Origin of the sequence: Paenibacillus rhizovicinus, assembly GCF_010365285.1 — a bacterium.
GTDB lineage: Bacteria > Bacillota > Bacilli > Paenibacillales > Paenibacillaceae > Paenibacillus_Z > Paenibacillus_Z rhizovicinus.
The window spans coordinates 3,952,560-3,978,439 of sequence record NZ_CP048286.1; the positions used below are offsets into that span (position 1 = coordinate 3,952,560).

Below are 25,880 nucleotides of genomic sequence, written 5' to 3' on the forward strand. Positions count from 1 at the left end.
AACGCGAACGTCCTCGTCCGATTATTTAACAAAATTAAATAATGATATTAAGAAATAACATTAATTAATTGAGGAGGCGAAAAGGTGAAGTCATTCCTGCCAAACGACATTAAAGACGAGAACCGTAAGATCGTCTTCGATATCTTGATGCAGCATCCGGAATTGGCCAAGGTGGAAATTACGGAGAAGACGGCCATGAGCTTCGTCACTGTCAGTAAAATCGTCAATTACTTCGAGCAAATCGGCTTGTTGACGGCAACGGGCGAAAGCCGCGAAGGCGCCGGCGGGCTCGGACGGAAACGAACCGTCTACCGCTTTAACGAAAACAGCTACGTCACGATCGGCATACAGACGATCGGCAAGCAAATGACGGCGCTGCTCGTTAATTTGTACGGCAAGATCATCGATTCCTATCCGGTCGAAACGCCGATTCCGTTCTACAGCGAGCAGTTCGCCGCGGTGTTCGACGAAATCATCGCGCGGATGAGGAAGAAGGCCGAAGAGGCCGGCGGCGTTATTCTAGGCGTCGGCATCGGCGTGGACGGCGCGATCAACCGCCGGAAGAAGACCATTCGCATTCATACGACGGATCGTCTCGAGGAAGATTACCTCTATGAACCTATTATCGAGAATCTAACCAGCCGCGTACAGCTGCCGGTACTGCTCGAGAACGACGTTAACGCCTCGATCCTGGCCGAGTTCCGAAACTTGGAGAACGATGATGAAATCGTCAACGATCTCATTCATGTCTCCGTCGGCGACGGGGTCGGCGCCGGCATCATTTTGAACAAAGAGCTGCACCGCGGATTCAACGCAAGCGCCGGCGAGCTGGAGTATATGTGCTTCGATCCGGACTATCGGAAGACGCCGTCCTCGGTCGGCTGGCTGGAAAGCAAGCTCGGCATCGAAACGCTGCTCAGCAGTTACGACTTGACCTCGGAGACGGCGCGCGAAGCTTGTGCGGATTATGTTTCCCGTCATCTCGCTTTGGTAATCACCAATATGATCAGCATCTTGGATATCAACCGCATCGTGATCAGCGGGAAGACGGTAGCGTTGTTTCCGGAAAACATCTTGAAGCGGACGAGCGAGTACGTGACGCAATATACCGAATGGGAACCGAAAATCTCGGTAAGCGACTCCGCGCACTCGACGGCCATCGGCGCGGCCATCCTTATTCTTCAGCAGGAAATGATTCATGTCCTAGCGGACTAACGGAAAGGAAGTGGCAAACGCATGATTCGAGTATTCGAAACCGAGGCCGAACTGGCCCAAGCGATTGCAGACGAAATGCAGCATGACCTAGCGAACGAGGAGCATCCGGTGTTCTGTCTGGCCTCCGGAAGCACCCCTCAGAAGAGCTATCGCAAATTCGCGGATGCGATCGATCCGGCAGGCAAAATCAAGTCGCTGCGCATCGTTAGTCTCGACGAGTGGGTCGGCATCGATCGCAGCTCCGAGGGCAGCTGCTACCAGATGCTGAACGAAGACTTATTCTCGCAAGTGCCGCTCGACGGCGCTTTGATCGAGTTCTTCGATGGAACGCAGGACGATCTGCAGGCAGAATGCGCAAGAATCGACCGTTATATCGAGCAGCACCCGATTACGTTCAGCCTGATGGGCGTGGGCATGAACGGGCATATCGGCCTGAACGAGCCGGGCTGCCCGGTGCTGGATGCCAGCAGCGTCGTGGAGCTGTCGGAAACGACGCGCGTCGTCGGCCAGAAATATTTTAACGAAGCGGCGAAGCTGGAACGGGGCATTACGCTCGGCCTAGGGCAAGTCATTCGCAGCAAGCGCGTGATCGTAGCGATTACGGGCGAACGCAAAGCGGAAATCGTCCGCGAGATCTTCGGCAATCCGCAAGCGAAATTGCCTGCGCAGGAACTGCTCGGTTTCGAGCATATCGATTTCTTCCTGGATGCGGAAGCGGCGAAGCATATGGACGGCAATAAGAAATAAGGAGCAGCAAGCATGAATGATTGTGTGATCGGCGTGGATATTGGAGGTACGAATGTCAGGGTCGGCCTGGTGAGCGATAAGCTCGAGCTTATTCGCAAAGAGACGGCCTTGACCGGCAGCTTCGGCAGCGCCGAAGAGCTGTTTACGGGAATCAGGCGCATGATCGACAGCGTGGATCCCAAGCGGGAAGCCGGCAAGATCGGGATCGCAATGCCCGTACCGTGGAAGCACGATACGACGAGCATCGTGGATTCCGTCAACATTCCTTATTTGGAAAATGTGCCGACCAACGCGATTACGACGTTCTTCCCCGGCTACAGCGTTTATTTTGAGAATGATGTAAACGTTATCGCATGCCTGGAATCGGAACAAGGCGCCTCCAAAGGCAGCGGGCATTCGGTATACATTACCGTCAGTACGGGTATCGGAAGCGGCATCATCATTCATAACGAAGTTCTTCACGGCGCGCACGGCTATGCCGGCGAAATCGGGAGCATGATTATTTCGGATAAGGACAACAAACACGCTTCCTTATATAGCGGGACGCTGGAATCGCTTTGCAGCGGCAAAGCCTTGGAAGAAGAGAGCAAGAAGCTGTACGGCGCGGGCGCGACGACGTTGACGCTGTTCGAGCGGTACCATCAGCAGGATGAGCAAGCGGTTCTCGTCATCGAGCTCTGGGTGGAGTACTTCTCAAGGGCCATCGCATCGCTGATGCAGACGATGGATCCCGACGTGTTCGTCCTAGGCGGTTCGGTCATCGACAACAACCTGTGGCTGATCGATAAAGTGCTGGAGAACGCCAGAACCAAGGTGCTGGAAAACCTGAAAGACGGCATTCGCATCGTAAGTCCCGTATTCGGCGGCGACGCCGGCGTAATCGGAGCCGGATATTCGGCCCGGAAGCAAGCTCAAAAAACCACACTGCGAAAAACAGTATAAAGGAGATCAAATCATGAAAAAGATGAAAATCGCACTAATCGGAGCAGGCAGCGTATCCTTCGCGCTTGGCGCCTTGCAGGATATCGTACTTTCGCCGCGTTTGAAATCCCAAGTAGAGCTTGAAGTCGCGCTGATGGATATCGACTCCGATAACGTTGAACGGACTCACCGTTACGCGAAAGAAATGTTCGAATCCTTCTCGCACCCGGCAGCGATCTGGGCGACGACGGATCTGGAGCAGGCGCTGACCGGTGCGGATTTCGCCATCGTAGCCATCGAAGTGAACCGCTACTTCTATTGGTCGCAGGACTTCCACGTACCTCGCTTGTTCGGCAGCAGACAAATCTACGGCGAGAACGGCGGACCGGGCTCCATGTTCCATACGCTTCGCAACCTTGGGCCGATGCTTGAAATCGCTCGCATGATGGAGAAGGTTTGCCCGGATGCATGGTTCATCAACTACACGAACCCGGAAGCGAAACTCGTTGAGGCGATTTCCAAACTGACGACGATCAAGATCGTGGGCCTCTGCCACGGACTCGACATGGGCGTTCACCAGCTGTGCGAATTCCTGGAGATGAAGGAAGAGGAAATCGGCTTCGAAGGCGGCGGCTTGAACCACTTCGGGTTCTTCACGAAGGTGTGGAACAAGGAGACGGGCGAGGACCTGTATCCGCGCTTCCGCGAGCAAGAGAAGAAAGCGAATCGTCTGGCGCAATTCGACCACATTGCCCTGTCCAGAACGATGTACCAAATTTACGGTTACTATCCGTATCCCGGAACGAATCACTGCGGAGAATATGTATCGTACGCGGCTGACTTCTATGCCGGCCTGTCGCTCCAATACCGCTATGATCCGATGCGCGAGCAGCTGTGGCAAGAGGGTTCGAGAACGCCTGACTTCGTCTACGCCGCGAACGGCGGAAGCTTGGACAAAGGGTTGTTCGACAAAGTCCAAACGCAGGAATCGTGGGTAGAGCAAGCCTACACGTTCGACAAAGACAACGTGAAGCCGAGCTGCGAGTATGCCATTCCGATCATCGAAGCGATCTTCTTCGACGACGAGATCCACATCAATGCCGTGAACTTGCCGAACAAAGGCGCGATCAAAGGCCTGCCGGACGACATGGTCGTCGAAACGCAAGCGATCGCGAACGGACAAGGGATCGTCTTGAAGCCGATGACGGTGGAACTGCCGACGGCCGTAATCGGAACGATCCACATTCAAGGAACGATCCACAAGCTGCTGCTGGAAGCATTCGCGGAGCAATCCAAGAACAAGCTGCTGCAAGCGATTCTGCTCGATCCGCAGGCGCCGACGTACTATCAGGCATGCGCGATGATCGATGAGATGTGCAGACTGCAGAAGGACATCTTGCCGGCGCTGGAATGGAAATAACGCGAATTAGCCCGACATATCTGACGAAACCGATTCGGTTTTCATTATAGAAACGTGAGGCTTGAACATGAATAACAACCAACTGCTAGAGCTGCTGCAAACGATGACGCTGGAAGAGAAATTCGGCCAGCTGACGCAAATTACCGGCGAATTGTACGTGGGCAAGGTCGATTCCGAAATGGTCGAGACCGGCCCGGAGTACGCCAGCCATGTGCTTGGAGACGGGACGCTGTACACGATCGGAAGCGTGATCGGCGCCTCCAGCGCCAAGTTCACCAATCTCATTCAATCCGAGTACCTGAAGCGTTCCCGGCTGAAGATTCCGCTGCTGTTCATGCATGACGCGATCCACGGGTACAAGACGATTTTCCCGATTCCGCTCGGGCTGTCCTGCACCTGGGACGAAGAGGTTCTGGAGACGGTCGCGGCCGTCACCGCCTCGGAGCTGCGCGCGACCGGGATCCACGTCAATTTCTCGCCGATGGTCGATCTCGTGCGCGACCCGAGGTGGGGCAGGGTAATGGAGTCGTTCGGAGAGGATCATCTCTTGTCCGGCAACCTGGGGCGGGCGATGATCAAGGGCTATCAGAAGATTCAAGAGGGACGGATTTCGGAGGCCGGCGTCGCGGCGTGCTTGAAGCATTTTGCGGCGTACGGCGCCGGGATCGGCGGCAAGGACTACAATACCGTCGACATGTCCTTGCGAGAGTTTTTCGATTTCTACGGCAAGCCTTACGAGATTGCGTTGAAGGAACGTCCGAAATTCGTCATGAGCTCGTTCAATACGTTCAACGGTACGCCGGTGACTGCGAGCAAGCACATGATGAAAGACGTGCTCAGAGACCGTTACGGCTTCGACGAGCTGGTCATTTCGGACTGGGGCGCGGTGGCGGAATTGCAGAAGCACCGCGTGGCCGAGAACGGCAGAGAAGCGGCCGAGCTTGCGATGAACGCAGGCATCGACATCGAGATGGTGTCGACATTGTATCTGGAGCACTTCGAGACGATTGTCGCGCAGCAGCCTGCCTTGCTGGAAGATATCAACGCTGCGGTCATGAAGGTTTTGCAGTTGAAAAACGAGCTTGGCTTGTTCGAGAATCCGTATACGAACGAAGAAGCGGAACCGGCTATCCTGATGAATGCGGATTTCCTGGCAGCGGCCGAGGATGCAGCCCGCAGAAGCTGCGTGCTGCTCAAGAACGACAACGACCTGCTACCCCTGCGCGGGGAGCATCGACATATTGTTCTGGTCGGGCCGTTCGCCGGCACGAAGGAACTGCTCGGCAATTGGGCCTGCAAAGGCAGCTTCGACGATGTCGTCACGCTTGCGGACGGCTTGAAGCAAGCCGATGCGTCGCTCGCGGTCGATGTCTACGAAACGCTGGCGGATTGCCCGGCGGACGTGCTTAAGCGCAGCGATTATATCATCGCGGCGATCGGCGAGCATTGGGGACTGAGCGGCGAAGGCCACAGCAGCGTCAAGCTCGAGCTCGAAGAGAGCCAGCGGCAGTTGGTTAAAGCCATCAAGGCGACCGGAAAGCCATATGCATGCGTATGCTTCTCCGGCCGGCCGCTCGCGCTGCAAGACATCGCGGACGACATGCCGGCCCTGCTGTGGTGCTGGTATCCGGGAACAAGAGCGGGCGCCGCGGTTGCTTCGCTCCTTACCGGACAAGCTACCCCGTCGGGCAAGCTGACGATGTCGTTCCCACGTTATTCGGCGCAGACGCCGATTTATTACAACGAGTACAGTTCGGGCCGGCCGGCTAATGCATCGAGCTATAGCAGCCGGTACCAGGATTGCGAGATCGGGCCGTTGTTCCCGTTTGGACATGGACTCACGTATGCAGGTGCGACGTATTCGGATTTTGCGATATCGAGCACTGACATTACGGCTGATCAACCGGTCAGCGTATCCTACACCATCGATAACCCGAGCGATTATGCCTACTCGGAGATCGCGATTCTCTATATCGAAGACGCGGTATCGAGATCGGTTCGCCCGATGCGCGAAATGAAAGCCTATCAAGTCGTTCAAGTGCCGGCTCGCGGCTCCGTCCGCGTGACGATGTCCGTGACCTTGGAAGATCTGAAGTACCTTGACGCTGAGTTGCAGCGGACAGTCGAGCGCGGCGCTTTCCGAATCTACGTGAATGACACGGCGCAGCCCGTATTCACCATAACGTATTAAAGAACAGACGAGAGGAGGAACTAGCATGAACCTCAAATTCATAGACAGGTTGAAGGCGCAATGGCAGCTGCAGGCTATGGTCTGGCCGGGGATTCTGCTGATGATCATCTTCTCGTTCATTCCGATGTTCGGTTTGATCATCGCCTTTCAGGATTACTCGCCGCTGGACGGCTTCAGGAACTCGGAATTCGTCGGACTCGACAATTTTAAAGCGTTCCTCGGCGACAGCGACTTCTATAATGTACTGACCAATACGATCGGGATCAGCTTGCTGAAACTGCTCATCGGCTTCCCGCTCGAGATCGTGCTGGCGATTCTGATCAATGAATTGCGGACCGGTCCGTTCAAGAAATTTTCGCAAACCGTCTCTTATCTGCCTCACTTTCTGTCGTGGGTCATCTTGGGCGGCATGTTCATTACATGGCTGAGCTCGTCGGGGCTGGTGAACAGCCTGCTGATGGCGCTGCACCTGACGAACGATCCGATTCCGTTCCTGACGAACCCGAACGGTTACTGGTGGGTGGCGACGTTGTCCGACATCTGGAAAGAAGTCGGCTGGGGCACGATCCTGTACTTGGCCGCGATGGCGGGCATCGATCCTTCGCTGTACGAAGCCGCTCGCGTCGACGGCGCGAAGAAGTTGAAGCAAATCCGGTACATTACGCTGCCGGGAATCAGCCACATTATCGTCTTGATGTTCGTCCTTCGCGTCGGCTCGGTATTGGGTTCGAACCTGGAGCAAGCCTTGGTGCTGCAAAACGGTTCCAACATCCACCGCAGCGAAGTCATCGATCTGTACGTGTATCATCTGGGCCTGACCCAAGGGGACTTCTCGTTCGCGACCGCGGTCGGCATCTTCTCTTCGGTGGTATCGGTCATCCTGCTGCTCGGAGCCAACTTCTTGACCAAGCGGGTTAACGACAGTTCAATCTTCTAGAAAGGAGCTAGACCTATGCCATTAGAACGGGGAGAAAGATGGTTCCAAATCTTCAACGTGATCTTCATGTGCATCTTCGTGGCGGTCATCATATTCCCGCTCATCAACGTTATCGCGCTGTCGCTCAATGACGGCTACGACGCGATGAAGGGCGGCATATATCTCTACCCGAGAAAATTCACGCTCGTCAACTACGAGACGATCCTGAGGGACCATACGATTTACCGGGCGCTCGGCGTTACGGTGATGAAGACGCTGGTCGGCGTCGCCGGCCACCTGGTCATTACGGGGATGGCGGCTTACGCGATGAGCAAGTCGAACTTGATCGGCCGCAAGCTGTTCATCCGTCTCGGCATCATTTCGATGTTTTTCTACGGCGGTTTGATTCCGACGTTCTTGGTCATCAAATCGCTTGGACTGGCTAACCATTTCCTGGTGTACGTCATTCCGGTGCTGTACAGCTTCTACGATATGATCATTCTGATGAATTTCTTCCGCGGGCTCCCGGATTCCATCGAAGAATCGGCGAAGATCGACGGAGCGAGCGTGTTCCAGATTTTCTTCAAAATCGTTATGCCTTTGTCGCTTCCGGTATTCGCTACGATCGCATTGTTTCACGGCGTTTACCAATGGAATGATTTCTTCGTGGCTAAGTTGTACGTCACGGACAAGTCGCTCTATCCGATCCAGTACTACCTCTATCAGCTGCTGACCAGCACGGGGGCGGCCAACGCTTCCAAAGCCGGAGTCTATATTTCAAAAGCGTTCACGACGCAATCGCTTCAGCAGGCAACGATGATCATCACGACGCTGCCCATCATGCTCGTTTATCCGTTTCTTCAGAAATACTTCATCAGCGGCATGCTGGTCGGCGGGGTCAAAGAGTAATGCATCACCAACACGTTATGCATCACGAAAGGGGAAGCAACATGAAAAAGACAGCAACAGTAGCAACGCTTATCGTCAGCGCCCTCGTATTCACTGCCTGCGGCAGCAAGGGCGGCGGAGGCGGCAACCTGGCCGATGCCAGCTTCACGGTCGACGCGGCGACGCCAAGCTGGAAGACCGACAAATCGACGGCCGATCTCAGCTGGTACATCAACTTCGACTGGTTCGCGCAAACATGGGGCAACGATACGGCGACGAAATTCATTACGGAAGACACGGGCGTCAACGTTACGTACCAGAACGGAACGGACGACAAGCTCAACACCATGATGGCCTCCGGCGACCTGCCTGATATCATCACGATCGACGGCACGAGCCCGCTGATCAAAGATGCAAGCAAATTCGCGATTCCGCTGGACGAACTGGCGAAGAAATACGATCCGTACTTCCTCTCTTCGGCGGCCAAACCGGATACGTTGAAGTTCTTCACGCAGGACGACGGCCATGTGTACGGTTACCCGAACTTCTCCAATACGCAATCGGACTATGAGAAGGGCGGCGTCTACGGCAACCAGGCATTCATGGTGCGCAAAGACATTTACGAGCAAATCGGCAGCCCGGATATGACGACGCCGGAAGGCTTCACGGCCGCATTGGAAGCGGTTAAAAAGCTGGGGCTGAAAGACGCGCTGGGCAAGCCGATCGTGCCGTTCGGCACGCAAAACTTCAGCGACGGCTCGGAGAAGAACGGCGTATTCGACCGTACGCTGGCGGACTTCATCGGCGTGCCGATGCTGACGGACGACGGCAAGTATTATGACCGTCTGACCGACGCCGACTACCAGAAATGGCTGAAAGTGTTCGTGGCAGCCCGTCAGAACGGCCTGACGGACAAGGACATGGTCACCATGACGAAGGATGACAAAGACGCGCGTTTGACGAACGGCAGTTACTTCGTCTACTTCGACAACGATATTATCGGCGAGACGGATCCGATGACGGTGTGGGCCAGCGAGAACCCGGACAAGGCGTACATTGCCGTCGAAGGACCGAAGTCGACGGTGGGCCGCAAACCGGCGCTGCCTGGTACGTCGATCGAAGGCTGGACGCAAACGTTCATTTCGAAGAGCGCCAAGAACCCGCAGAAGGCGATGGAGCTCGTTGAGTACCTCGTCAGCGAATACGGCGACACGGTCATGAACTTCGGCCGCGAAGGCCAAACGTATACGATGAAGGACGGCAAGCCCGTGCTGAATGCGGACTTGCTGCAATTGAAGCAAACCGATCCGTCAGCCTTCGAGACGAAGGTCGGCTTGACGACGCATCTGTGGCTGCAGGACAGCGCGCTGCTGTCGCGCCAAATGGGCATCGACCAATTCCCGAAATATTTGCAGCAAGCGAAGCAGTGGACGGTCCAATATACCGTGCCGCAATTCGAAATGGCGAGCCTCGACGTATACCTGTCGCGCGAATCCGCGCGCAACGTGGAGAAGATCAACCAGGATTGGGCGCAGACGATCGCGAAGATTCTGAACGCCAAGTCGGACTCGGAAGTCGACCAGGACATGGCCGCTTTCGTCAAGTACCGTCAAGACAACGGTTGGGACAAGCTGGTTGAAGAGCGCAATACGCAAATCGAAGCGAACAAGAAGAAGCTTGCTCAATAGTTCGAGTATGACGTGACGGCGTTTAGCCGCATGGACAGCCCTATCCCGGCATTTGCTGGGGTGGGGCTGTTTTGTTTGTTTGGTTGGAAACGGGCCGGGGGGAAGGGGGGGGGGGAGAAAGGAAGGATGGGGCATCCGGTAGGGCTTTCTGCTATAATTCGATCCAAAAGGAGGCGGCTATGAATGGCGGGAACGGAAACGGCAGTTAGCGCGGCGGCATATTCGGACAAACTGGAGGCGTTGTTTCGCGGGCATGCGAATGCCGAACAGGCGGCTGCAATGAAGGCGTATATGCGGGAGCAATTCGATTTTCTGGGCATTCGTACGCCGGAGCGCAACGCGCTGATGAAGGCGTTCGTGAAGGAACACGGCGTGCCTTCCGGTGCGGAGCTGGAGGCGACGGTGCGGCGGCTGTGGGCGCTGCCGGAGCGAGAGTATTTGTACGCGGCGATGACGCTGATGGACAAGCGGAAGAAGGAGCTTGGTCCGGCGCAGACGGAGCTGTTGGAATTCCTGATTACGACGCATGCATGGTGGGATACGGTCGACCTGCTGGCAAGCCATCTGGCAGGCACGTTGTTCGGCAAGCACCCCGAGCTGGTGCCGGCGTTTACGGAGAAGTGGATCACTGCGGAAAGCCTCTGGCTGCGTCGCAGCGCGCTGCTGTTCCAGCTGGGGTACAAGGGACGCACCGACGCGGAGCTGCTGTTCTCGCTCGTTCGGCGGACGGCGCACGAGAGCGACTTCTTCATGCGCAAGGCGATCGGCTGGGCGCTGCGGGAGTACGGCAAGACCGACCCGGACGCGGTGCGCGCCTTCGTCCGCGAGACGGAGCTGTCGCCGCTCAGCGTGCGCGAGGCGTTGAAGCATATCGGGGAGTGAGCGGCCGGGGCGGGCTCGAGCGTCCGAGAGGCAGGGAGGCCTAGCCGGCAGGGACACGGCGCTGGGTGAGGGATTGGCGCCAGGAGGGCTGCCGAAACGGCAGGAATTCGGCACCGAAATTCGCTCGGGCGCCAGAAAAGCGACTCAACGCGCGAGCCAGCGCGACGCTGGAGTTTTGTACGAAAATCATAACAAAGCATCGTGCGAAGCAGTCCGTCACTGGGGTTTTGTACGAAAAATCGTACAAAGCACCGTGTGATCCAGCAAGTCGCTGGTGTTTTGTACGAAAAATCGAACAAAGCAACGTGCGAACCAGCGCGTAAGCGGGCCCTTTCCCACGAAAACGGCCCGATTTATCGCCCCACCACGAATGACGAAAAGGAAATTGACGGCATGCGCATTCCGTGTTATTCTAATCCCAACAAAGTTGGTAGGAATTATAGGAATAAGGTGGTGCCGATCATGAATCATTCCATAACAATCAAGAGCGGCGAGGTCGAGCTGGCCGGCGTGCTGCAATACCCCGTCGTGGAAGCAGGGGCCAAACGTGCGGATAAACATCCGATCGTGATCATTTGCCATGGTTTCATCGGCAACCGGATGGGGACGGACCGGCTGTTCGTGGAGGCGGCGGAACGGTTGACGCGCAGGGGATATTTGGTGCTGCGTTTCGACTACGGCGGCTGCGGCGAAAGCTCGGGCGATTACGGCAACGGCGGGTTGGATGAGCTCATCGCCCAGACGCGCACGGTGATCGACTACGCTTCGAGCCTTGATTTGGTCGATTCGGAGCGCCTCATACTTGTGGGCCACAGCCTCGGCGGCGCGATTGCGGTACTTACGGCGGCACGGGATGCGCGAGTGAAGTCGCTTGTTCTGTGGGCGCCTGTCGCGCATCCGTACATGGACATTCGCAATATTATCGGTACCAAGGCAATCGAGGAGATCGACACTGCCGGCCGATCCGACTATATGCATTATCAGTTTACGAAGCGGTTTACCGATTCCCTTGCGCAGTACCAGCCGCTGACGGAAACGCGCGGGTACGCCGGCGACGTATTGATCGTGCACGGCACGGCCGACACGGTTATTCCGGTCGATTACTGCTTCCTTTATCAGAAAATGTTCTGGCTTCGCAAAGAGGGCAACTGCGATAAAGAGGTCATTTTGCAGGGCGACCATACGTTCTCGAACAAAGCTTTGCGTGACGAGCTGTTCGATATCTCGCTCCGCTGGATTGACTCCATCGGCAAACGCCGCAACGACTGGAGCTTATGGACGATTTAGCGAGATCACTTATACGGCCGCTTCCGCTCGAATAGAGCAGGGGGCGGTTTTTTTGACGCCTGCTTCAGGGTCCCTTGCCTACGGGCGAACAATCGGATAAACCGCTGCAACAATTTGCGTGTCTTCTTTCGTATGATAGGGTAAGACTATGGAGAAATACGCGAATGAAACAGGTGGTGGAATCGATGCGAAAAATACTGCTGGCCGCGCTTGTGCTTTCGATCGGACTGGCGGGCGGCTGCGGATCGGCAAACAATCATGAGGGAACTGGCGGCCAGACGGGCTCTTCGAATTCGGCTGGAGGCGCGGTCGAGCCGCCGGTGAAGACGCCGGCCAACGGGAATGCGCCGTCGCAGCCGGGCGACGCCGGAAATGAGCCGTCTCAAACGCCGTCGCAGCCGGGGAACACCGGAAATGCGCCATCGCAAACGCCGTCCCAGACGCCGTCGCAGAACGGCAATGCCGGGAACGCGCCGTCGCAGGAACCGGCTACGCACACGGCGACGGCGGCGGAGCTCGTCGCGCAGAAGCTGCGGAAGATGACGCTGGACGAGAAGCTGGGCGAGATGATCATCGCCGGGCTTGACGGTACCGCGGGCAGCGAGCAAACGAAGGCGATGATCCAGCAGAAGCATATCGGCGGTTTTATTTTCTATAAACAGAATGTGACGACGCCTGCGGGCGTGGCTGCCTTCGTCAATCAGCTCAAGGCGTGGAACAAAGGGAATCCATCCCCGCTGCTGATCTCGGTGGACCAAGAGGGCGGCCGCGTCGCCAGGCTGCCTGGACTGCTTAAGATCCCTGCAGCCAGAGTGATCGGAGATACGGGGGACAAGACGTATGCGGCTTCGATCGGCAGCGCTTTGGGGCAGGCGAGCAAGCTGATGGGCTTCAACGTGGATTTTGCCCCGGTGCTCGACATTAACAGCAACCCGAAGAACCCGGTCATCGGCGATCGTTCCTTTGGCACGACCTCGAAGCGGGTGGCGGACATGGGCTTGGCGGCTATGGAGGCGATCCGGAAGCAGGGCGTGATTCCGGTCGTGAAGCATTTTCCGGGTCACGGGGATACGTCGGTAGACTCCCATCTGGAGCTGCCGGTCGTGAACAAAACGTTGGCGCAGCTGAAGGCCTTCGAATGGATACCGTTCAAGGCCGCGGTCAAAGACGGCGTCGACATGGTGATGGTGGCGCATATTCTGTTTCCGAAAATCGACAAGAACGTCCCGGCTTCCTTGTCGAAGACGATTATCACGGATCAGCTGCGCGGCGAGCTGGGCTTCAAAGGCGTCGTAATCACGGACGATATGACCATGGGCGCGATCGCGAATCATTTCGGGCTGGCGCAGGCTGCGGTCACGTCCGTCAAAGCCGGAAGCGACATCATTCTGCTCGCGCACGGGTACGAGGATGCGACGACCGTGCTTGCGGCGTTGAAGCAAAGCGTGCAGAAGGGCGAATTGACGGAGAGCCGGATCAATGAGAGCGTAACCCGCATTCTGACGCTGAAAATGAAATACAAGCTGAGCGATGCCGCCGCTTCGGCGCATCCCGACGTCAGCGGCGTGAATGCGGCCATTAAGAAGGCGGTTGCCGCGCATTAGATCGGTCGCAACTGTATCGACTGTTCGTGTCGAACCGTTCGGCGAGAGCGCGAGCGTGTTCCGCCCTCCCGCACCTCGCGTATCTCGCGCCAGGCTGCGATCGCCGAAAATAAAAACCGCGTAACTACCGGCTTGCTGCCGGTGGTTACGCGGTTTTTGCTGTGCGCAAGTGCCTGTTGCTGTGCGTAAAGCACCTTTGGTGCACGAAGTGCCCTTTGCTGTGCGCAAAGGACCTGCTCGTATCAGCCCCGATTAGCCGTCGGGGAAATCGAAGATTCCCGAACGATAAGCCGATGGGGAATGATAATCTGCTTCTGATTCAGCGGCTCGTCCTGAACGACGCGCAGCAGCGACTGCGAAGCGGTATACCCGAGCTGATACGTGCCGATGTCGATGGAGCTGATCGGCGTCGAGGCGAGCTCGGAGAGCGGAATGTTGTTGAAGCTGACGAGGCAGATGTCCGCGGGCACGCTGTAGCCGAGCTCGGTCAGTCCGCGCAGGACGCCGAAGGCCAGCAGGTCGTCGAATACGACGAGCGCGGTCGGCCGTTCCGGCAGGCTCATGAAGAACGACATGGCCCGAAAGCCGCTTTCCTGCAGCAGGTCGCCTTCCATGATCCATTCCGGACGGATGTCCAGCCTATGCTCTTTAAGTGCTTTTCGATACCCGTGCAGCCGGTCCTGCGACACGACAAGGTTCGGCGGCCCGCTGATGAAGCCGATCCGGGTATGGCCCTGTGCAATGAAATGGTTCGTTGCGTCGTAAGCGGCCTGGATATTGTTGTTGTCGATCGACAGCACGTCCGGGAACTCGTCGCTGCGTCCGATGAGCACGAACGGGAATTGATGTTCCTGAAGAAAGCCGACGATCGGATCCGACGTGCGCGAAGACAACAGCAAGATGCCGTCAATGCGGCGGCCCATCACGAGGCGGGTAATCGTTTCAAGCTCCGTGGTTTCCGACGTCACCGTCGTCAGCAGCATATCGTACCCGGCGCGGGCGGCCTGCGTGACGATTCCCCGAATCAGCTCCCCGAAGAAGAAGTTCTGGAACAGCTCTTCGGCAGGCCGGGGCAGAAGGATGCCAAGCGTCTTCGTCGTCTTGGAGACGAGGCTCTTCGCCATGATATTCGGATGGTAGTCCATCTCTGCCATGATCTCTTTAACCCGGCGCGACGTTTCCTTGCTGATCCGCGGATGGTTGGATACGACCCGGGATACGGTAGAAGGCGAGACGCCGGCAATGCGTGCTATATCTTTAATTGTGACCGACATATTGGATCCCCCAATGCAATGCGCAAACGTGTGCACTGCAACTGATTTGTTACTAGTTCATGTAAGACAGGTGAAATCACTAGAATACTTAGAGTATATCATTGAAAAGATTTTCATGCACAAATTTAATTTTCTGAGTAAACGGGAGTAAATCGAAGAAAATTAAAGATCGGATTGTATTTATCCGTAAAAACAGGCTGTGCAAACGTTTTCCCAACTGAATATTCGTGTTGTATGATTAGGACGTTGAAAAACGCTTTCTTTTCCTCGAAATAACGGCTGGAATGTATTTCTTCTCGCCTAATTATGCCCAGTTGTTCAAACGTTTGCACGATGTTTACGACGGTATCATTCGCGGAAGGTGCAAGCCTGTAATAGGATACCGATTATTGGTTACCCTACATGGCATAGCCGGATTCAGGGAAATAGAGGTGTTGCCCGGCATATTGCCGGCGATAAGCTTGATCTAAATGAGAGGGGTTCTTGTACAGATGAAAAAAACCGTATCCTTACTGATGGTATTAACGCTTGCCGCTACGATGACCGCTTGCGGTTCGAAATCCGAGAACAACACTGGCAACACCAATACGGGCACGGCGAACAACGGTACGGCCAATAACGGCGCAGCGGGCAACGGAACGAACGCCGGCGGCGAAGAAGCGGAACTGACACCCGAGCCGGGCGCGACTTTGCTCGTATGGGAAGCCAAAGAAGAACGTCCTTTCGTAGAGAAAATGATGCAGGAATTCAAAGATAAATACGGCGTAGAAGTGAAAATGGAAGAGATCGGCGCAGGCGACCAAGTCGCGAAGCTGACGACGGACGGTCCTGCGGGCATCGCGGCAGACGTCGTATTGTTCCCTCACGATAACTTGGGCAAAGCGGTTTCCTCCGGCCTCGTGCTGCCGAACGACGAGTTCGAAGACGCAGCCAAAGCGGAAAACAGCGAAATCGCCGTGAATGCGGTCACTTACGACGGTATCCTCTACGGTTACCCGCGTGCGGTCGAAACGTATGCGATGTTCTACAACAAAGACCTGATCGCAACGCCGCCGACATCGTTCGACGAAGTGAAGACATTCGCTAAGACGTTCAACGACAAGAAGAACAACAAGTATGCCTTCATGTGGGATATCGGCAACTTCTACTTCAGCTATCCGTTCCTGTCTTCGACCGGCGGCTACGTGTACGGCAACGGCGGTCAGGACAAAGCGGATATCGGCCTGAACAACGAAGGTGCTATCCAAGGCGCGACTTACTTCGCATCGCTGAAGAAAGACGTGCTGCCGCTTAAATCCGGCGACGTGACGTACGACATCAAGAAAGGTCTCTTCACGGGCGGCACGCTGGCGATGAACATCGACGGTCCTTGGGCAATCGGCGACATCAAGAAATCCGGCATCAACTTCGGCGTGGCTCCGATTCCGACCATTGATGGCAAACCGGCTGTTTCCTTCTCCGGCGTTAAAGCTTGGTACGTCAACTCGTTCACGAAATATCCGAACGCGGCGAAGCTGTTCGCGCGGTTCGCGTCTACGAAAGAAGCGCAGCTGGAGGACTTCACGCTGACTGGCGCTATCCCGGCCAATAAAGAAGCGACGGAAGATCCGAAGATCCAAAACGACGAAGTCGTAAAAGCGTTCATCGAGCAATTCAAAAACTCGCAGTACATGCCTTCGATTCCTGAAATGGGCAATGTATGGACGCCGATCGGCGCAGCGCTCTCCGACATCTGGAACGCGGGCAAAGATCCGAAGACGGCGCTCGACAACGCGGTCAAACAAATTCAAGATGCGAACGCGGCGGCTTCCAAATAAGAAACAGGCAAGCGATCCGTCTGCAAGTATTCAATTCAATAGTACGCCATTACCCGCCCTTTCATTAATAAGGGCGGGTGAAACGGCTTTAAATTCGCAAACCGGAAAGGAGTTGGGGGTGGGATGCAGCGCCATCGAAGAACAGCATCAATTCTATCATTCATTGCCATGGGTCTTGGGCAATTGTACAACCGCCAATTCGTGAAGGGCATCTTGCTGCTTTGCGTGGAAATTATGGGCGGCTACTATTTCGTGTCGAAGCTTCCGCATGCGATTTGGGGCTTGGTTACGCTCGGCGACGTGCCGACGCATCTCGTGAAAGTCGGCAAGCGATACAAGAACGTCGTTGGCGACCATTCGGTCAATCTGCTGATCGGCGGACTTGTCATCCTGATTTTGTTCAGCTTGTTCATTATTATCTATGTCATGAACGTCAGGGATGCGTACCGAACAGGCAAGCAGCGGGACGAAGGCATCAAGCCTTCATCGTTCAGGACATCCATGAGCTACGTAGCGGACAAGAGATTCCCGCAGCTGCTGCTTACGCTGCCGGCGATTTCCGTCTTGTTCCTTACGATCATGCCGATTATGATGGCGATTCTGCTCGCCTTCACGAACTATTCCGCGCCGGAGCATATTCCGCCGGCCAAGCTTGTCGATTGGGTCGGATTTCAGACGTTTATCGATTTGCTCTCGCTTAAAACGTGGAGCCATACGTTCTACGGCGTCCTTATTTGGACTGTCATTTGGGCGGTTATCGCGACGGTCACCACGTATTTCGGCGGCCTGCTCGTCGCGCTGCTGATCGATCAGAAGGGCATTCGCTTCAAAGGACTGTGGCGCTCGCTCTTCATTATTCCTTACGCGATCCCGCAGCTGATCTCGCTGCTCGTCATGCGTAACTTGTTCAACGGTCAGTTCGGTCCGATCAACCAATACCTCAGCTACTTCGGTCTTGGCAAGGTGCCGTGGCTGACGGATCCGACTTGGGCGAAGGTAACGGTCATCCTCGTCAACATGTGGGTCGGTATTCCGGTCTCCATGGTGCTCATTCTCGGGGTGCTTACGGCCATTCCGAAGGATATGTACGAAGCCGCGGAGGTGGACGGCGCGACGCCGTTCCAGAAGCTGCGCGTGATTACGCTCCCGTTCGTGTTCTTCGCGACTACGCCGATTCTGATCACGCAGTTCGCGGGCAACATCAACAACTTCAACGTCATCTTCCTGCTGACCAACGGCGAACCGGTCAACGGAAATTATCAGTACGCGGGCAGCACGGATTTGCTCGTCACCTGGCTGTACAAGCTGACGCTGAACAACAACAAATACAACTTTGCATCGGCGATCGGCATTATTATTTTCGTGCTCGTGGCTTCGCTCTCGATCTGGGGCTACCGTAGTTCGCGTTCGTTCAAAGAGGAGGATATGATCCAATGAGCATGAAATCGAAGAATGTTTTCCGGCTCTCCGTGTCCTATGTCATTCTGATTATCCTGGCTATCGCGGCCGTCTATCCGGCGGTTTGGGTACTGTTCTCGGCGCTTCGCCCGGGCAGCTCGCTCTTCAGCAAGTCGTTCTTCCCGTCTCATCCGACGTTCACGCATTTCAAAGAACTGTTCACCTCGCCGAGCTTTCAGTTCGGCCGCTGGTACTGGAATACGCTGAAGATCGCGACGATGTCGATGATTCTGTCGACGTTGCTGACGACGCTCAGCATGTACGCCTTGTCGCGCTTCCGCTTCCAAGGCCGCAAAACGATCCTGACGACCATGCTCGTGCTGGGCATGTTCCCTGGCTTCATGAGCATGGTGGCTATCTACATTCTGCTGCTGCAGCTCGACCTTCTGGATACGCATACGGCGCTCGTCCTTGTGTATTCGTCCGGCTCGGTGCTGAGCGGTTTCATTGTCAAAGGCTTCTACGATACGATCCCGCGGAGTCTTGACGAAGCGGCGCGCATCGACGGCGCGAACCACCTGACGATCTTCTGGCGCATCATGCTGCCGTTGTCGCGTCCAATGCTGACGTATATCGGCCTTACGACGTTTACGGGCGCTTGGGTCGACTTCATCTTCGCGCGGCTTGTCCTGCGGACGAAGGAGAAATGGACGCTCGCGGTCGGCATGTGGGATATGGTGGCGAATTTCCAGAACAGTAACTTCACCTTATTCGCGGCAGGTGCCGTGCTGATCGCGATTCCGATCATGATTCTGTTCGCGTTCCTGCAGAAGTTCCTTGTCCAAGGCTTGACGGCGGGGGCTTCCAAAGGATGATCAAACCGGCGCTGGGCAAGACATTCCTTGCGCGCGGTGCCGGTTTGGCGGCTGCGGCCGCGCTGCTTCTCGGAACGATGGGCTGCTTCTCCGCGGGCAAGCACGTGGAGGAGCAGATCGCGGCGGGCAGCACCGAGAAGAAGGCCGCCCCGGCCGTTCAGATCGATGAGCAGCCGGGTACCGTGTATTACGAGATTTTCGTACGCTCGTTCTATGATTCCAACGGTGACGGCATTGGCGACTTGAACGGCGTGACGGCGAAGCTGGATTACTTGAAGGATTTAGGCATCGGCGGGATCTGGCTGATGCCTATTCAGCCATCGCCGAGCTATCACGGTTATGACGTAACGGACTATTACGGCGTCAATAAGGATTACGGCACGCTGGCGGATATGAAGCGGCTGACGAGCGAGGCGCATAAGCGCGGCATCAAGGTGATCATGGACCTCGTCGTGAACCATACGAGCAGCGAGCATCCGTGGTTCAAGGCGGCGCTGGCCGATCCGAAGAGTCCCTACCGCAACTGGTACCATATCGAGTCGAAGGATGCCCAGGTGAAGGCCGACGGCGCCGTTGGCGGCGATCCTTGGCATCCTTACGGCAACGAGAAATATTTGGGCGTCTTCTCGGAAGGCATGCCGGACTTGAACTTGGATGAGCCGGCCGTTCGTCGCGAGATGATCAAAGTCGGCAACTACTGGCTGGAGAAGGGCATCGACGGCTTCCGAATGGATGCGGCGAAGCATGTCTACGGCGATTTCGCTTCGACGATCAACTCCGATGCGGTGAAGGCGAAGAACCAGCAGTGGTGGCAGGCGTTCCGCGCGGGCATCTCCGAGACGAAGAAGGATGCCTATATCGTCGGCGAGGTATGGGACTCCCCGGTCATCATTGCGCCATATCTGGACAAGGCGTTCGACTCGGCCTTCAATTTCGACACGGCGAAGAAGCTGCTCTCCGGCGCTGATCAAGAGCGAAACCCGGATGTCGCCTATACGCTGCAGCGCATTTACGAGATGTACGGCAAGTCGTCGGGCGGTACGTTCCTCGATGCTCCTTTCCTGAGCAATCACGATCAGAATCGGACGATGAGCGCGCTGGGCGGCAATGTCGATCATGCCAAGATGGCAGCGGCGCTGCTGTTGACCTTGCCGGGCAATCCATTCATCTATTACGGCGAGGAGCTTGGCATGAAAGGCATGAAGCCGGACGAGGCGATCCGCGAGCCGCTGCCATGGTTCAAATCGGAAGGCGGACAAGGCGGCCAGACGACCTGGGAGGCTGCCCGTTACAATGCGGCGCCGGATCGCGTATCGGTGGAAGCGGAGGCGGCGGATCCGAATTCGCTGCTTGCCCATTATAAGAAGCTGATCGCCTGGCGCAACCAGCTGCCCGTGCTGCGAGATGGCGCAATCGCGGATTATGCGCAGGATAATCCGGCGGTCGCGGCCTATTTCCGGGTTACCAAATCCGAACGCATGCTGGTCGTCCATAACCTGTCCGGCCAAGCGCAGACGGCGGATCTGACTGGCGGCTTCGAAGCCGGGCATGAAACGTCGATCGTCCGTACCAGCAAAGAAGGCTCCAAGTTGGAGGACGGAAAGCTGGAGCTGCCGCCGTACAGCACAGTGCTCGTGCAATAACGCATTATGGAAAGCCGTTTCCGCTAGACGCATCGCGCGTTGTTGGCGGGGACGGTTTTTTTGTCGCGCGGCGGATGGCTGATGCGGGGACGGCTTGTTTTTGCTATTGAAGGGAAGCCTAACGTATACTGTTCGGAGTCATGTTAAAGCGAATCAAGGAGGTACGCTATGCCGATCATCGACGAGAACATCGTCTCCATGCTGGACCGGAATATCGAGACGATTAAAGGAAAGAACGGCACCATCATATTAGTGGGACCCATTAACCTGCCTGTCAATTTGGACGGAGAGACGGCCAAATTCCAGTGGTATTGCTGGCTCCCTTGCAGCGATCTGGTGCACAAGGAAGGAGGCTGCAAGGAGAAGGAACGGACGGAGTTTCTGATCGAGCAGCTGTCGGCGTCCAATCTGGCGGAGAAGCAGCAGTCGAGCGTGCTGGTGTACGGCGATTTCGCGAATGCCGAGGATGCGCTGATCCGGATGCACAGCATCTGCCATACGGGCGATATTTTCGGCAGCAAACGGTGCGACTGCGGCTACCAATTGCATCAATCGATGAAAATGATCGTGTCGCACGGGACGGGCGCGCTCTTCTATCTGGCCAATCATGAGGGGCGCGGCATCGGGCTCTTCAGCAAAGCGATGGCCTACCTGCTGCAGGAGCGGGGCTACGATACGGTGGAAGCGAATCTGGAGCTCGGCTTCAAGGACGATACGCGCAGCTATGACGATACGCTTGTCGTACTGAAGCATCTGCGCAGCAACCCGGTCACGTTGATTACGAATAATCCGAGGAAGCTGGAGGCGCTGAAGGCGTCCGGCATGAACGTCGACGGCCGCGTGCCGCTGTGGGGCGATATTTCGGAGTTTAACCGCAAGTATCTGGAGACGAAAGTGAACCGTTCGGGGCATTTTGACGAGGAGATGAAGATTCCGTAAAAGGGGTCGCGGGGCAGTGGATGGCAGGTGTCATAAAAACAGACAAAAAAGAAGCCGGGGCAGTGCCTCGGCTTCTTTAATTATATTCACATGATAGGCGTGACTAGGGGGACGATTCGTCTAGCCGATTCTAGCCAAGATGCTTGTAGACGACGAATTGGCCGGCTTCCAGCTTGATCGTGAGGGACTTGTCCTTCGCCTTGGCCGTCTCGCCGGTGAACGCGTCCTGCCACATGCCGCCTGCTGCGTGAACCGTCAGCTTGCGGCTTGTGTCGCCCGCGTTCATGGCAATGATGAACCGCTCGTCTCCGCTGCGCCGCTCATAAGCGATAGCCGCATCTTTCGCTTCCGCGTGAAGGAATGCGAAGTCCATGGAACGCAGCGCGGCGTGCTCTTTGCGCAGGGCGATGAGCTTGCGGTAGAAATGGAGCAGCCCGCCGTTCTGCCGGGATTCGTCCCATACCATGCACTGCCTGCAGTCCGGGTCGCCTCCGCCGGACATGCCGACCTCGTCGCCGTAGTAGATGCAAGGCGTGCCCGGGTAAGTGAACTGGAACAGCGCGGCAAGCTTCATGCGGCGCTCGTCGTCGCCTGCGAGCGTCAGCAGACGCGGCGTATCGTGGCTGTCCAGCAGGTTGAAGGCAGCCTCCGACACCTGCTGCGGATAGTTCGCCAGCTGGGTGCCGATGGCGTTGGCGAAGCCGCGGCCGTCCAGCTTGCCGTAAGCGGCGTAGTCCAGAACGGCGTTCGTGAACGGATAGTTCATGACGGCGTCGAATTGATCGCCCTGCAGCCAGGTCATGGAGTCATGCCAAATCTCGCCCAGAATGTAAGCGTCGGGATTGACGTCCTTGACCGTATTGCGGAACTCGCGCCAGAACGCATGATCCACTTCGTTGGCGACGTCCAGCCGCCAGCCGTCGATGCCGATTTCCTCGACCCAGTAACGCGCCACGTTCAGCAGGTACTTCTTCACGTCGGGGTTCTCGGTATTCAGCTTCGGCATGATCGGTTCGAACGCGAACGTGTCGTACGTCGGGATGCCGTCTTCGACGCGAAGCGGCCAGTCGCGAACATGGAACCAGCCGGCGTAGCTGGAGTCGGCGCCTTTCTCTTGTGCGTCCAGGAAAGGACCGAATGTCGCGCCCGCGTGGTTGAACACGGCGTCGAGCAGCACTTTAATGCCCCGCTTGTGACAGAGGTCGACGAGGCTTTTCAACAGCTCGTTGGACCCGAACTGCGGGTCGACCTTCATATAGTCGCGCGTATCGTACTTGTGATTCGTCGTCGCTTCGAATACGGGAGTGAAGTAGATCGCGTTAATGCCCAGCTCCTGCAAATAATCCAGGTGATCGATGACGCCCTTCAGATCGCCGCCGAAGAAATTGCTCGGCGTCGGCTTCGCGCCCCAAGGTTCGATCCGTTCGGGATCCAGCGAAGGGTCGCCGTTCGCGAACCGCTCCGGGAAAATCTGATAGAACACCGCATCCTTCACCCATGCCGGCGGCTGGAAGACGTCGACCGGATTAATGAACGGGTAGTCGAAGAACGTCAAGCAGTCGTCCGGCAGCTGTTCGACGAAGCCGCTTTCCGTCAAGTACAGCTTGGATTTGCCCTGCTTGAAGCCGAATGCGTAGCGCAGGCGCCTGAACGGCGGCTCGGCCTCGGTCTCCCAATAGTCGAACAGCGCATCGGAAGCGAAGATCCGCATTTTCACCTTGTGCTTCGTGCGGTCCCAAGCGTATTTGTCCCCAACGATGGCCTGCACGGAATCCATGTCGCCGCGTTTGGTGCGCACCCGCAGATGAATCGTGGAGCGGTCGTAGGCGTAGGCCCAGTTTTGTTTCGGGCGGTGGTAAATGGCTTCGAGAAGCATGGTCGTTTCACTCTCCTGATGTTGAATATCCGGCGCATGCCATGCAAAAAAGGTACAGCCTCATCATAGAATGACGAGGTTGTACCTTTGAGGTAGCAGGGCCTTTGAATTGCTTTTAGTATACCACAGCAAGGAGGGGGTATGCATGTTGAGGTTTGGAATTACGCATGTATGACAAGGAAATCCCTCAGATGACAGCTGGTTACTTGATCGTCATTTCAATAGGAAGGATCAGAAAACCAGTCACCTCATACTAAATCTGATACCTTATGTCCGCGCATCCGACACGATATGATAGTGGAAGAAAGGGCTTACATTGAAATTTGGAGGTAACGGCTATGTTAACGGACGCAAAGGCGCAAGAGACCAAAGCGCTGAGGAAGCGGGATGCGCGCCAGGGTACGACGGCAGGACTGCTTCGCAAAATCGCCGCGCAGCGTTACTTGCAAGGCATGGCGATACTCGGAGCAGCATGGATGATAATATTCAACTACGTCCCGATGTACGGCGTCATCATCGCATTCAAGAATTATATGATCGCCAAGCCGATCTCGGAGGCGCCATGGGCAGGCCTCGAGCACTTCCGGGAATTCCTTCAGGACGATAACCTGTGGCTCATGATCAAGAACACGCTCGGCATCAGTTTCTTCAAGCTGCTAATCGGCTTTCCGCTTCCGATCCTGTTCGCGCTGTTCCTGAACGAGCTGCGCTCGGTTCGGTTCAAGAAGGCGGTTCAGACGATCACCTACCTGCCGCATTTCCTGTCCTGGGTCGTTCTGGGCGGCATCGTGGCGACGTGGCTGGCGGATACCGGCATCGTCAACGACGTTCTGATGCGGCTGCATCTGATCGACGAGCCGATCTTCTACTTGGCTGAGCCTGGCTATTTCTGGTCGATCGTGATCGGATCCGACATATGGAAGGAGCTGGGGTGGTCGGCTATCATTTATTTGGCGGCCATCGCCGGCGTATCGCCCGAGCTGTACGAAGCGGCAACCATCGACGGCGCAAGCCGGTTTCAGAAGATGCGCTACGTCACGATGCCCGGCATCAAGGGAACGGTATCGATCCTGCTCATCTTGGCGGTCAGCGGCATCTTCAACTCGAACTTCGACCAAATCTTCGTGCTGCACAATTCCTTGAACAACAGCGCAAGCAACGTCGTGGACATCTATGTCTACCAGACCGGTATCGCATCGGCCAGATATTCGTACTCCGCCGCCATCGGGCTGATCAAGTCGATACTCGCTCTGCTGTTGCTGCTCGCGGCGAACTACACGACGAGAAAGCTGAACGATACGTCGCTCTTCTGACCGGGTCCGCCAGCCCGGAGACATGAATCGCAGCGGGCCGCAACGTTACGAATCGCATGTATAAAAAGGAGGCATCAGCGTGTTCACACGAGACCGCCGGACATCCGGCGAAGCTGCGTTCGATCTGTTCAACGTCATCCTCATGATTCTATTGTGCTTGTTCATGCTGTATCCCGTCTGGTACGTACTGGTCAACTCCTTAAACGACGGCAGCGATGCCTTGCGCGGCGGCATTTATTTCTGGCCGCGGATGTTCTCGCTGCAGAGCTACAGGGTCGTACTGGAGGATCAGAGCATTCTGCGCGCGCTCTGGATTACCGTTGCGAAGACGGTCGTCGGCACGCTGACGCATGTGTTCTTCACGGCGATGGTGGCCTACGCCTACTCCCGCAAGGAGCTGATCGGGCGCCGAATCTATATGTACTTGGGCACGTTCACCTTGTTCTTCAGCGGCGGGCTGATTCCCTACTATCTACTCATCCGCGACCTGCATCTGCTCGACAGCTTTCTGGTCTACATCATTCCGGCACTGTTCAGCTTCTTCAATCTGATCATCTTCCTCTCGTTCTTCAGGGAAATTCCCGAAGGGCTGGAGGAGGCCGCCAAGCTGGACGGCGCGAATGATCTGAAGATCTTCATCCGCATCATTATTCCCGTCTCCATGCCGGTTATCGCGACGATCGCGCTCTTCACGGGCGTATCCCAATGGAACGATTATTTTACGGGGGTCATCTTCATCAACGATCCGAGCTTGCAGCCGGTCCAGACCTTCTTGTACCGCATCGTCTCCGAGAGCGGCAGCACGCAGCTGCAGTCCGGAAGCATCAACCGCACCGTGACCATGCAGTCGATCAAGCTGGCGACGATGGTCGTGACGACGCTGCCGATCGTCCTCGTATATCCTTTCCTGCAGAAGTATTTCGTCAAGGGCTTCATGATCGGCTCGATCAAGGGCTGAGAAGCGGCATGAAGCCGGCTCGCCAGGC

20 protein-coding genes are annotated in these 25,880 nt (G+C 56.2%); 18 read left to right on the top strand and 2 right to left on the bottom strand.

Annotation, left to right across the window (positions count from 1 at the left end; all coding sequences use genetic code 11):
* Positions 1-84: 84 nt before the first annotated feature.
* The 11 genes from GZH47_RS17785 (at position 85) to nagZ (ending at position 13,759) form a co-directional block, all read left to right on the top strand.
* Complete coding sequence (locus GZH47_RS17785) at positions 85-1,215, top strand: ROK family protein (RefSeq protein ID WP_162642246.1); 1,131 nt, start codon at positions 85-87, stop codon at positions 1,213-1,215.
* Between the two features lie 21 nt (positions 1,216-1,236).
* Positions 1,237-1,962, top strand: coding sequence for a 6-phosphogluconolactonase (locus GZH47_RS17790; protein ID WP_162642248.1), 726 nt, complete (start codon positions 1,237-1,239; stop codon positions 1,960-1,962).
* Positions 1,963-1,974: 12 nt separating this feature from the next.
* Entirely contained in the window at positions 1,975-2,904 is a 930-nt protein-coding gene (locus GZH47_RS17795) for an ROK family protein (RefSeq protein WP_162642250.1), read from the top strand.
* A gap of 13 nt (positions 2,905-2,917) precedes the next feature.
* Complete coding sequence (locus tag GZH47_RS17800; protein ID WP_162642252.1) at positions 2,918-4,303, top strand: family 4 glycosyl hydrolase; 1,386 nt, start codon at positions 2,918-2,920, stop codon at positions 4,301-4,303.
* A gap of 67 nt (positions 4,304-4,370) precedes the next feature.
* Positions 4,371-6,494, top strand: a complete 2,124-nt coding sequence (locus GZH47_RS17805; RefSeq protein ID WP_162642255.1) for a glycoside hydrolase family 3 N-terminal domain-containing protein — start codon at positions 4,371-4,373, stop codon at positions 6,492-6,494.
* A gap of 25 nt (positions 6,495-6,519) precedes the next feature.
* Complete coding sequence (locus GZH47_RS17810; RefSeq protein WP_162642260.1) at positions 6,520-7,431, top strand: ABC transporter permease; 912 nt, start codon at positions 6,520-6,522, stop codon at positions 7,429-7,431.
* 15 nt (positions 7,432-7,446) lie between these two features.
* Positions 7,447-8,319, top strand: a complete 873-nt coding sequence (locus GZH47_RS17815; protein ID WP_162642263.1) for a carbohydrate ABC transporter permease — start codon at positions 7,447-7,449, stop codon at positions 8,317-8,319.
* A 41-nt stretch (positions 8,320-8,360) separates the two neighbouring features.
* Positions 8,361-9,986 (top strand): type 2 periplasmic-binding domain-containing protein, encoded by a 1,626-nt coding sequence (locus GZH47_RS17820; protein WP_225446116.1) that lies wholly within the window; start codon positions 8,361-8,363, stop codon positions 9,984-9,986.
* Positions 9,987-10,169: 183 nt separating this feature from the next.
* Positions 10,170-10,868 (top strand): DNA alkylation repair protein, encoded by a 699-nt coding sequence (locus tag GZH47_RS17825; protein ID WP_162642265.1) that lies wholly within the window; start codon positions 10,170-10,172, stop codon positions 10,866-10,868.
* A 462-nt stretch (positions 10,869-11,330) separates the two neighbouring features.
* Positions 11,331-12,155 carry an alpha/beta hydrolase family protein gene (locus GZH47_RS17830; protein WP_162642268.1) on the top strand — a complete coding sequence of 275 codons (825 nt, stop codon included), beginning with the start codon at positions 11,331-11,333 and terminating at the stop codon, positions 12,153-12,155.
* 164 nt (positions 12,156-12,319) lie between these two features.
* Entirely contained in the window at positions 12,320-13,759 is a 1,440-nt protein-coding gene (gene nagZ / locus GZH47_RS17835) for a beta-N-acetylhexosaminidase (protein ID WP_162642269.1), read from the top strand.
* 242 nt (positions 13,760-14,001) lie between these two features.
* On the opposite strand, the gene GZH47_RS17840 is transcribed toward nagZ, so the two are convergent.
* Positions 14,002-15,033, bottom strand: a complete 1,032-nt coding sequence (locus GZH47_RS17840) for a LacI family DNA-binding transcriptional regulator (protein WP_162642270.1) — start codon at positions 15,031-15,033, stop codon at positions 14,002-14,004.
* Between the two features lie 491 nt (positions 15,034-15,524).
* Here GZH47_RS17840 and GZH47_RS17845 point away from each other — a divergent pair, with 491 nt between their 5' ends.
* The 5 genes from GZH47_RS17845 (at position 15,525) to GZH47_RS17865 (ending at position 21,705) form a co-directional block, all read left to right on the top strand.
* Positions 15,525-16,850 carry a sugar ABC transporter substrate-binding protein gene (locus tag GZH47_RS17845; protein ID WP_162642271.1) on the top strand — a complete coding sequence of 442 codons (1,326 nt, stop codon included), beginning with the start codon at positions 15,525-15,527 and terminating at the stop codon, positions 16,848-16,850.
* Between the two features lie 123 nt (positions 16,851-16,973).
* A complete protein-coding gene (locus GZH47_RS17850) occupies positions 16,974-18,287 on the top strand; it encodes a carbohydrate ABC transporter permease (protein WP_162642273.1) in 1,314 nt (437 codons plus the stop codon).
* Positions 18,284-19,123 carry a sugar ABC transporter permease gene (locus GZH47_RS17855; RefSeq protein WP_162642276.1) on the top strand — a complete coding sequence of 280 codons (840 nt, stop codon included), beginning with the start codon at positions 18,284-18,286 and terminating at the stop codon, positions 19,121-19,123. The genes GZH47_RS17850 and GZH47_RS17855 overlap by 4 nt, the downstream gene beginning before the upstream one ends.
* A complete protein-coding gene (locus GZH47_RS17860) occupies positions 19,120-20,766 on the top strand; it encodes an alpha-amylase family glycosyl hydrolase (protein ID WP_162642280.1) in 1,647 nt (548 codons plus the stop codon). The genes GZH47_RS17855 and GZH47_RS17860 overlap by 4 nt, the downstream gene beginning before the upstream one ends.
* A gap of 198 nt (positions 20,767-20,964) precedes the next feature.
* The gene (locus tag GZH47_RS17865) at positions 20,965-21,705 is read left to right on the top strand and encodes a GTP cyclohydrolase II (RefSeq protein WP_404823812.1); all 741 of its coding nucleotides are present in this window, start codon (positions 20,965-20,967) and stop codon (positions 21,703-21,705) included.
* Between the two features lie 130 nt (positions 21,706-21,835).
* On the opposite strand, the gene GZH47_RS17870 is transcribed toward GZH47_RS17865, so the two are convergent.
* Positions 21,836-23,581, bottom strand: a complete 1,746-nt coding sequence (locus tag GZH47_RS17870; protein ID WP_162642284.1) for an alpha-glycosidase — start codon at positions 23,579-23,581, stop codon at positions 21,836-21,838.
* Positions 23,582-23,919: 338 nt separating this feature from the next.
* On the opposite strand from GZH47_RS17870, the gene GZH47_RS17875 reads away from it, so the two are divergent.
* Positions 23,920-24,894, top strand: a complete 975-nt coding sequence (locus GZH47_RS17875) for an ABC transporter permease (protein ID WP_162642286.1) — start codon at positions 23,920-23,922, stop codon at positions 24,892-24,894.
* A 142-nt stretch (positions 24,895-25,036) separates the two neighbouring features.
* Positions 25,037-25,852, top strand: a complete 816-nt coding sequence (locus GZH47_RS17880; RefSeq protein WP_162645309.1) for a carbohydrate ABC transporter permease — start codon at positions 25,037-25,039, stop codon at positions 25,850-25,852.
* Positions 25,853-25,880: the final 28 nt, after the last annotated feature.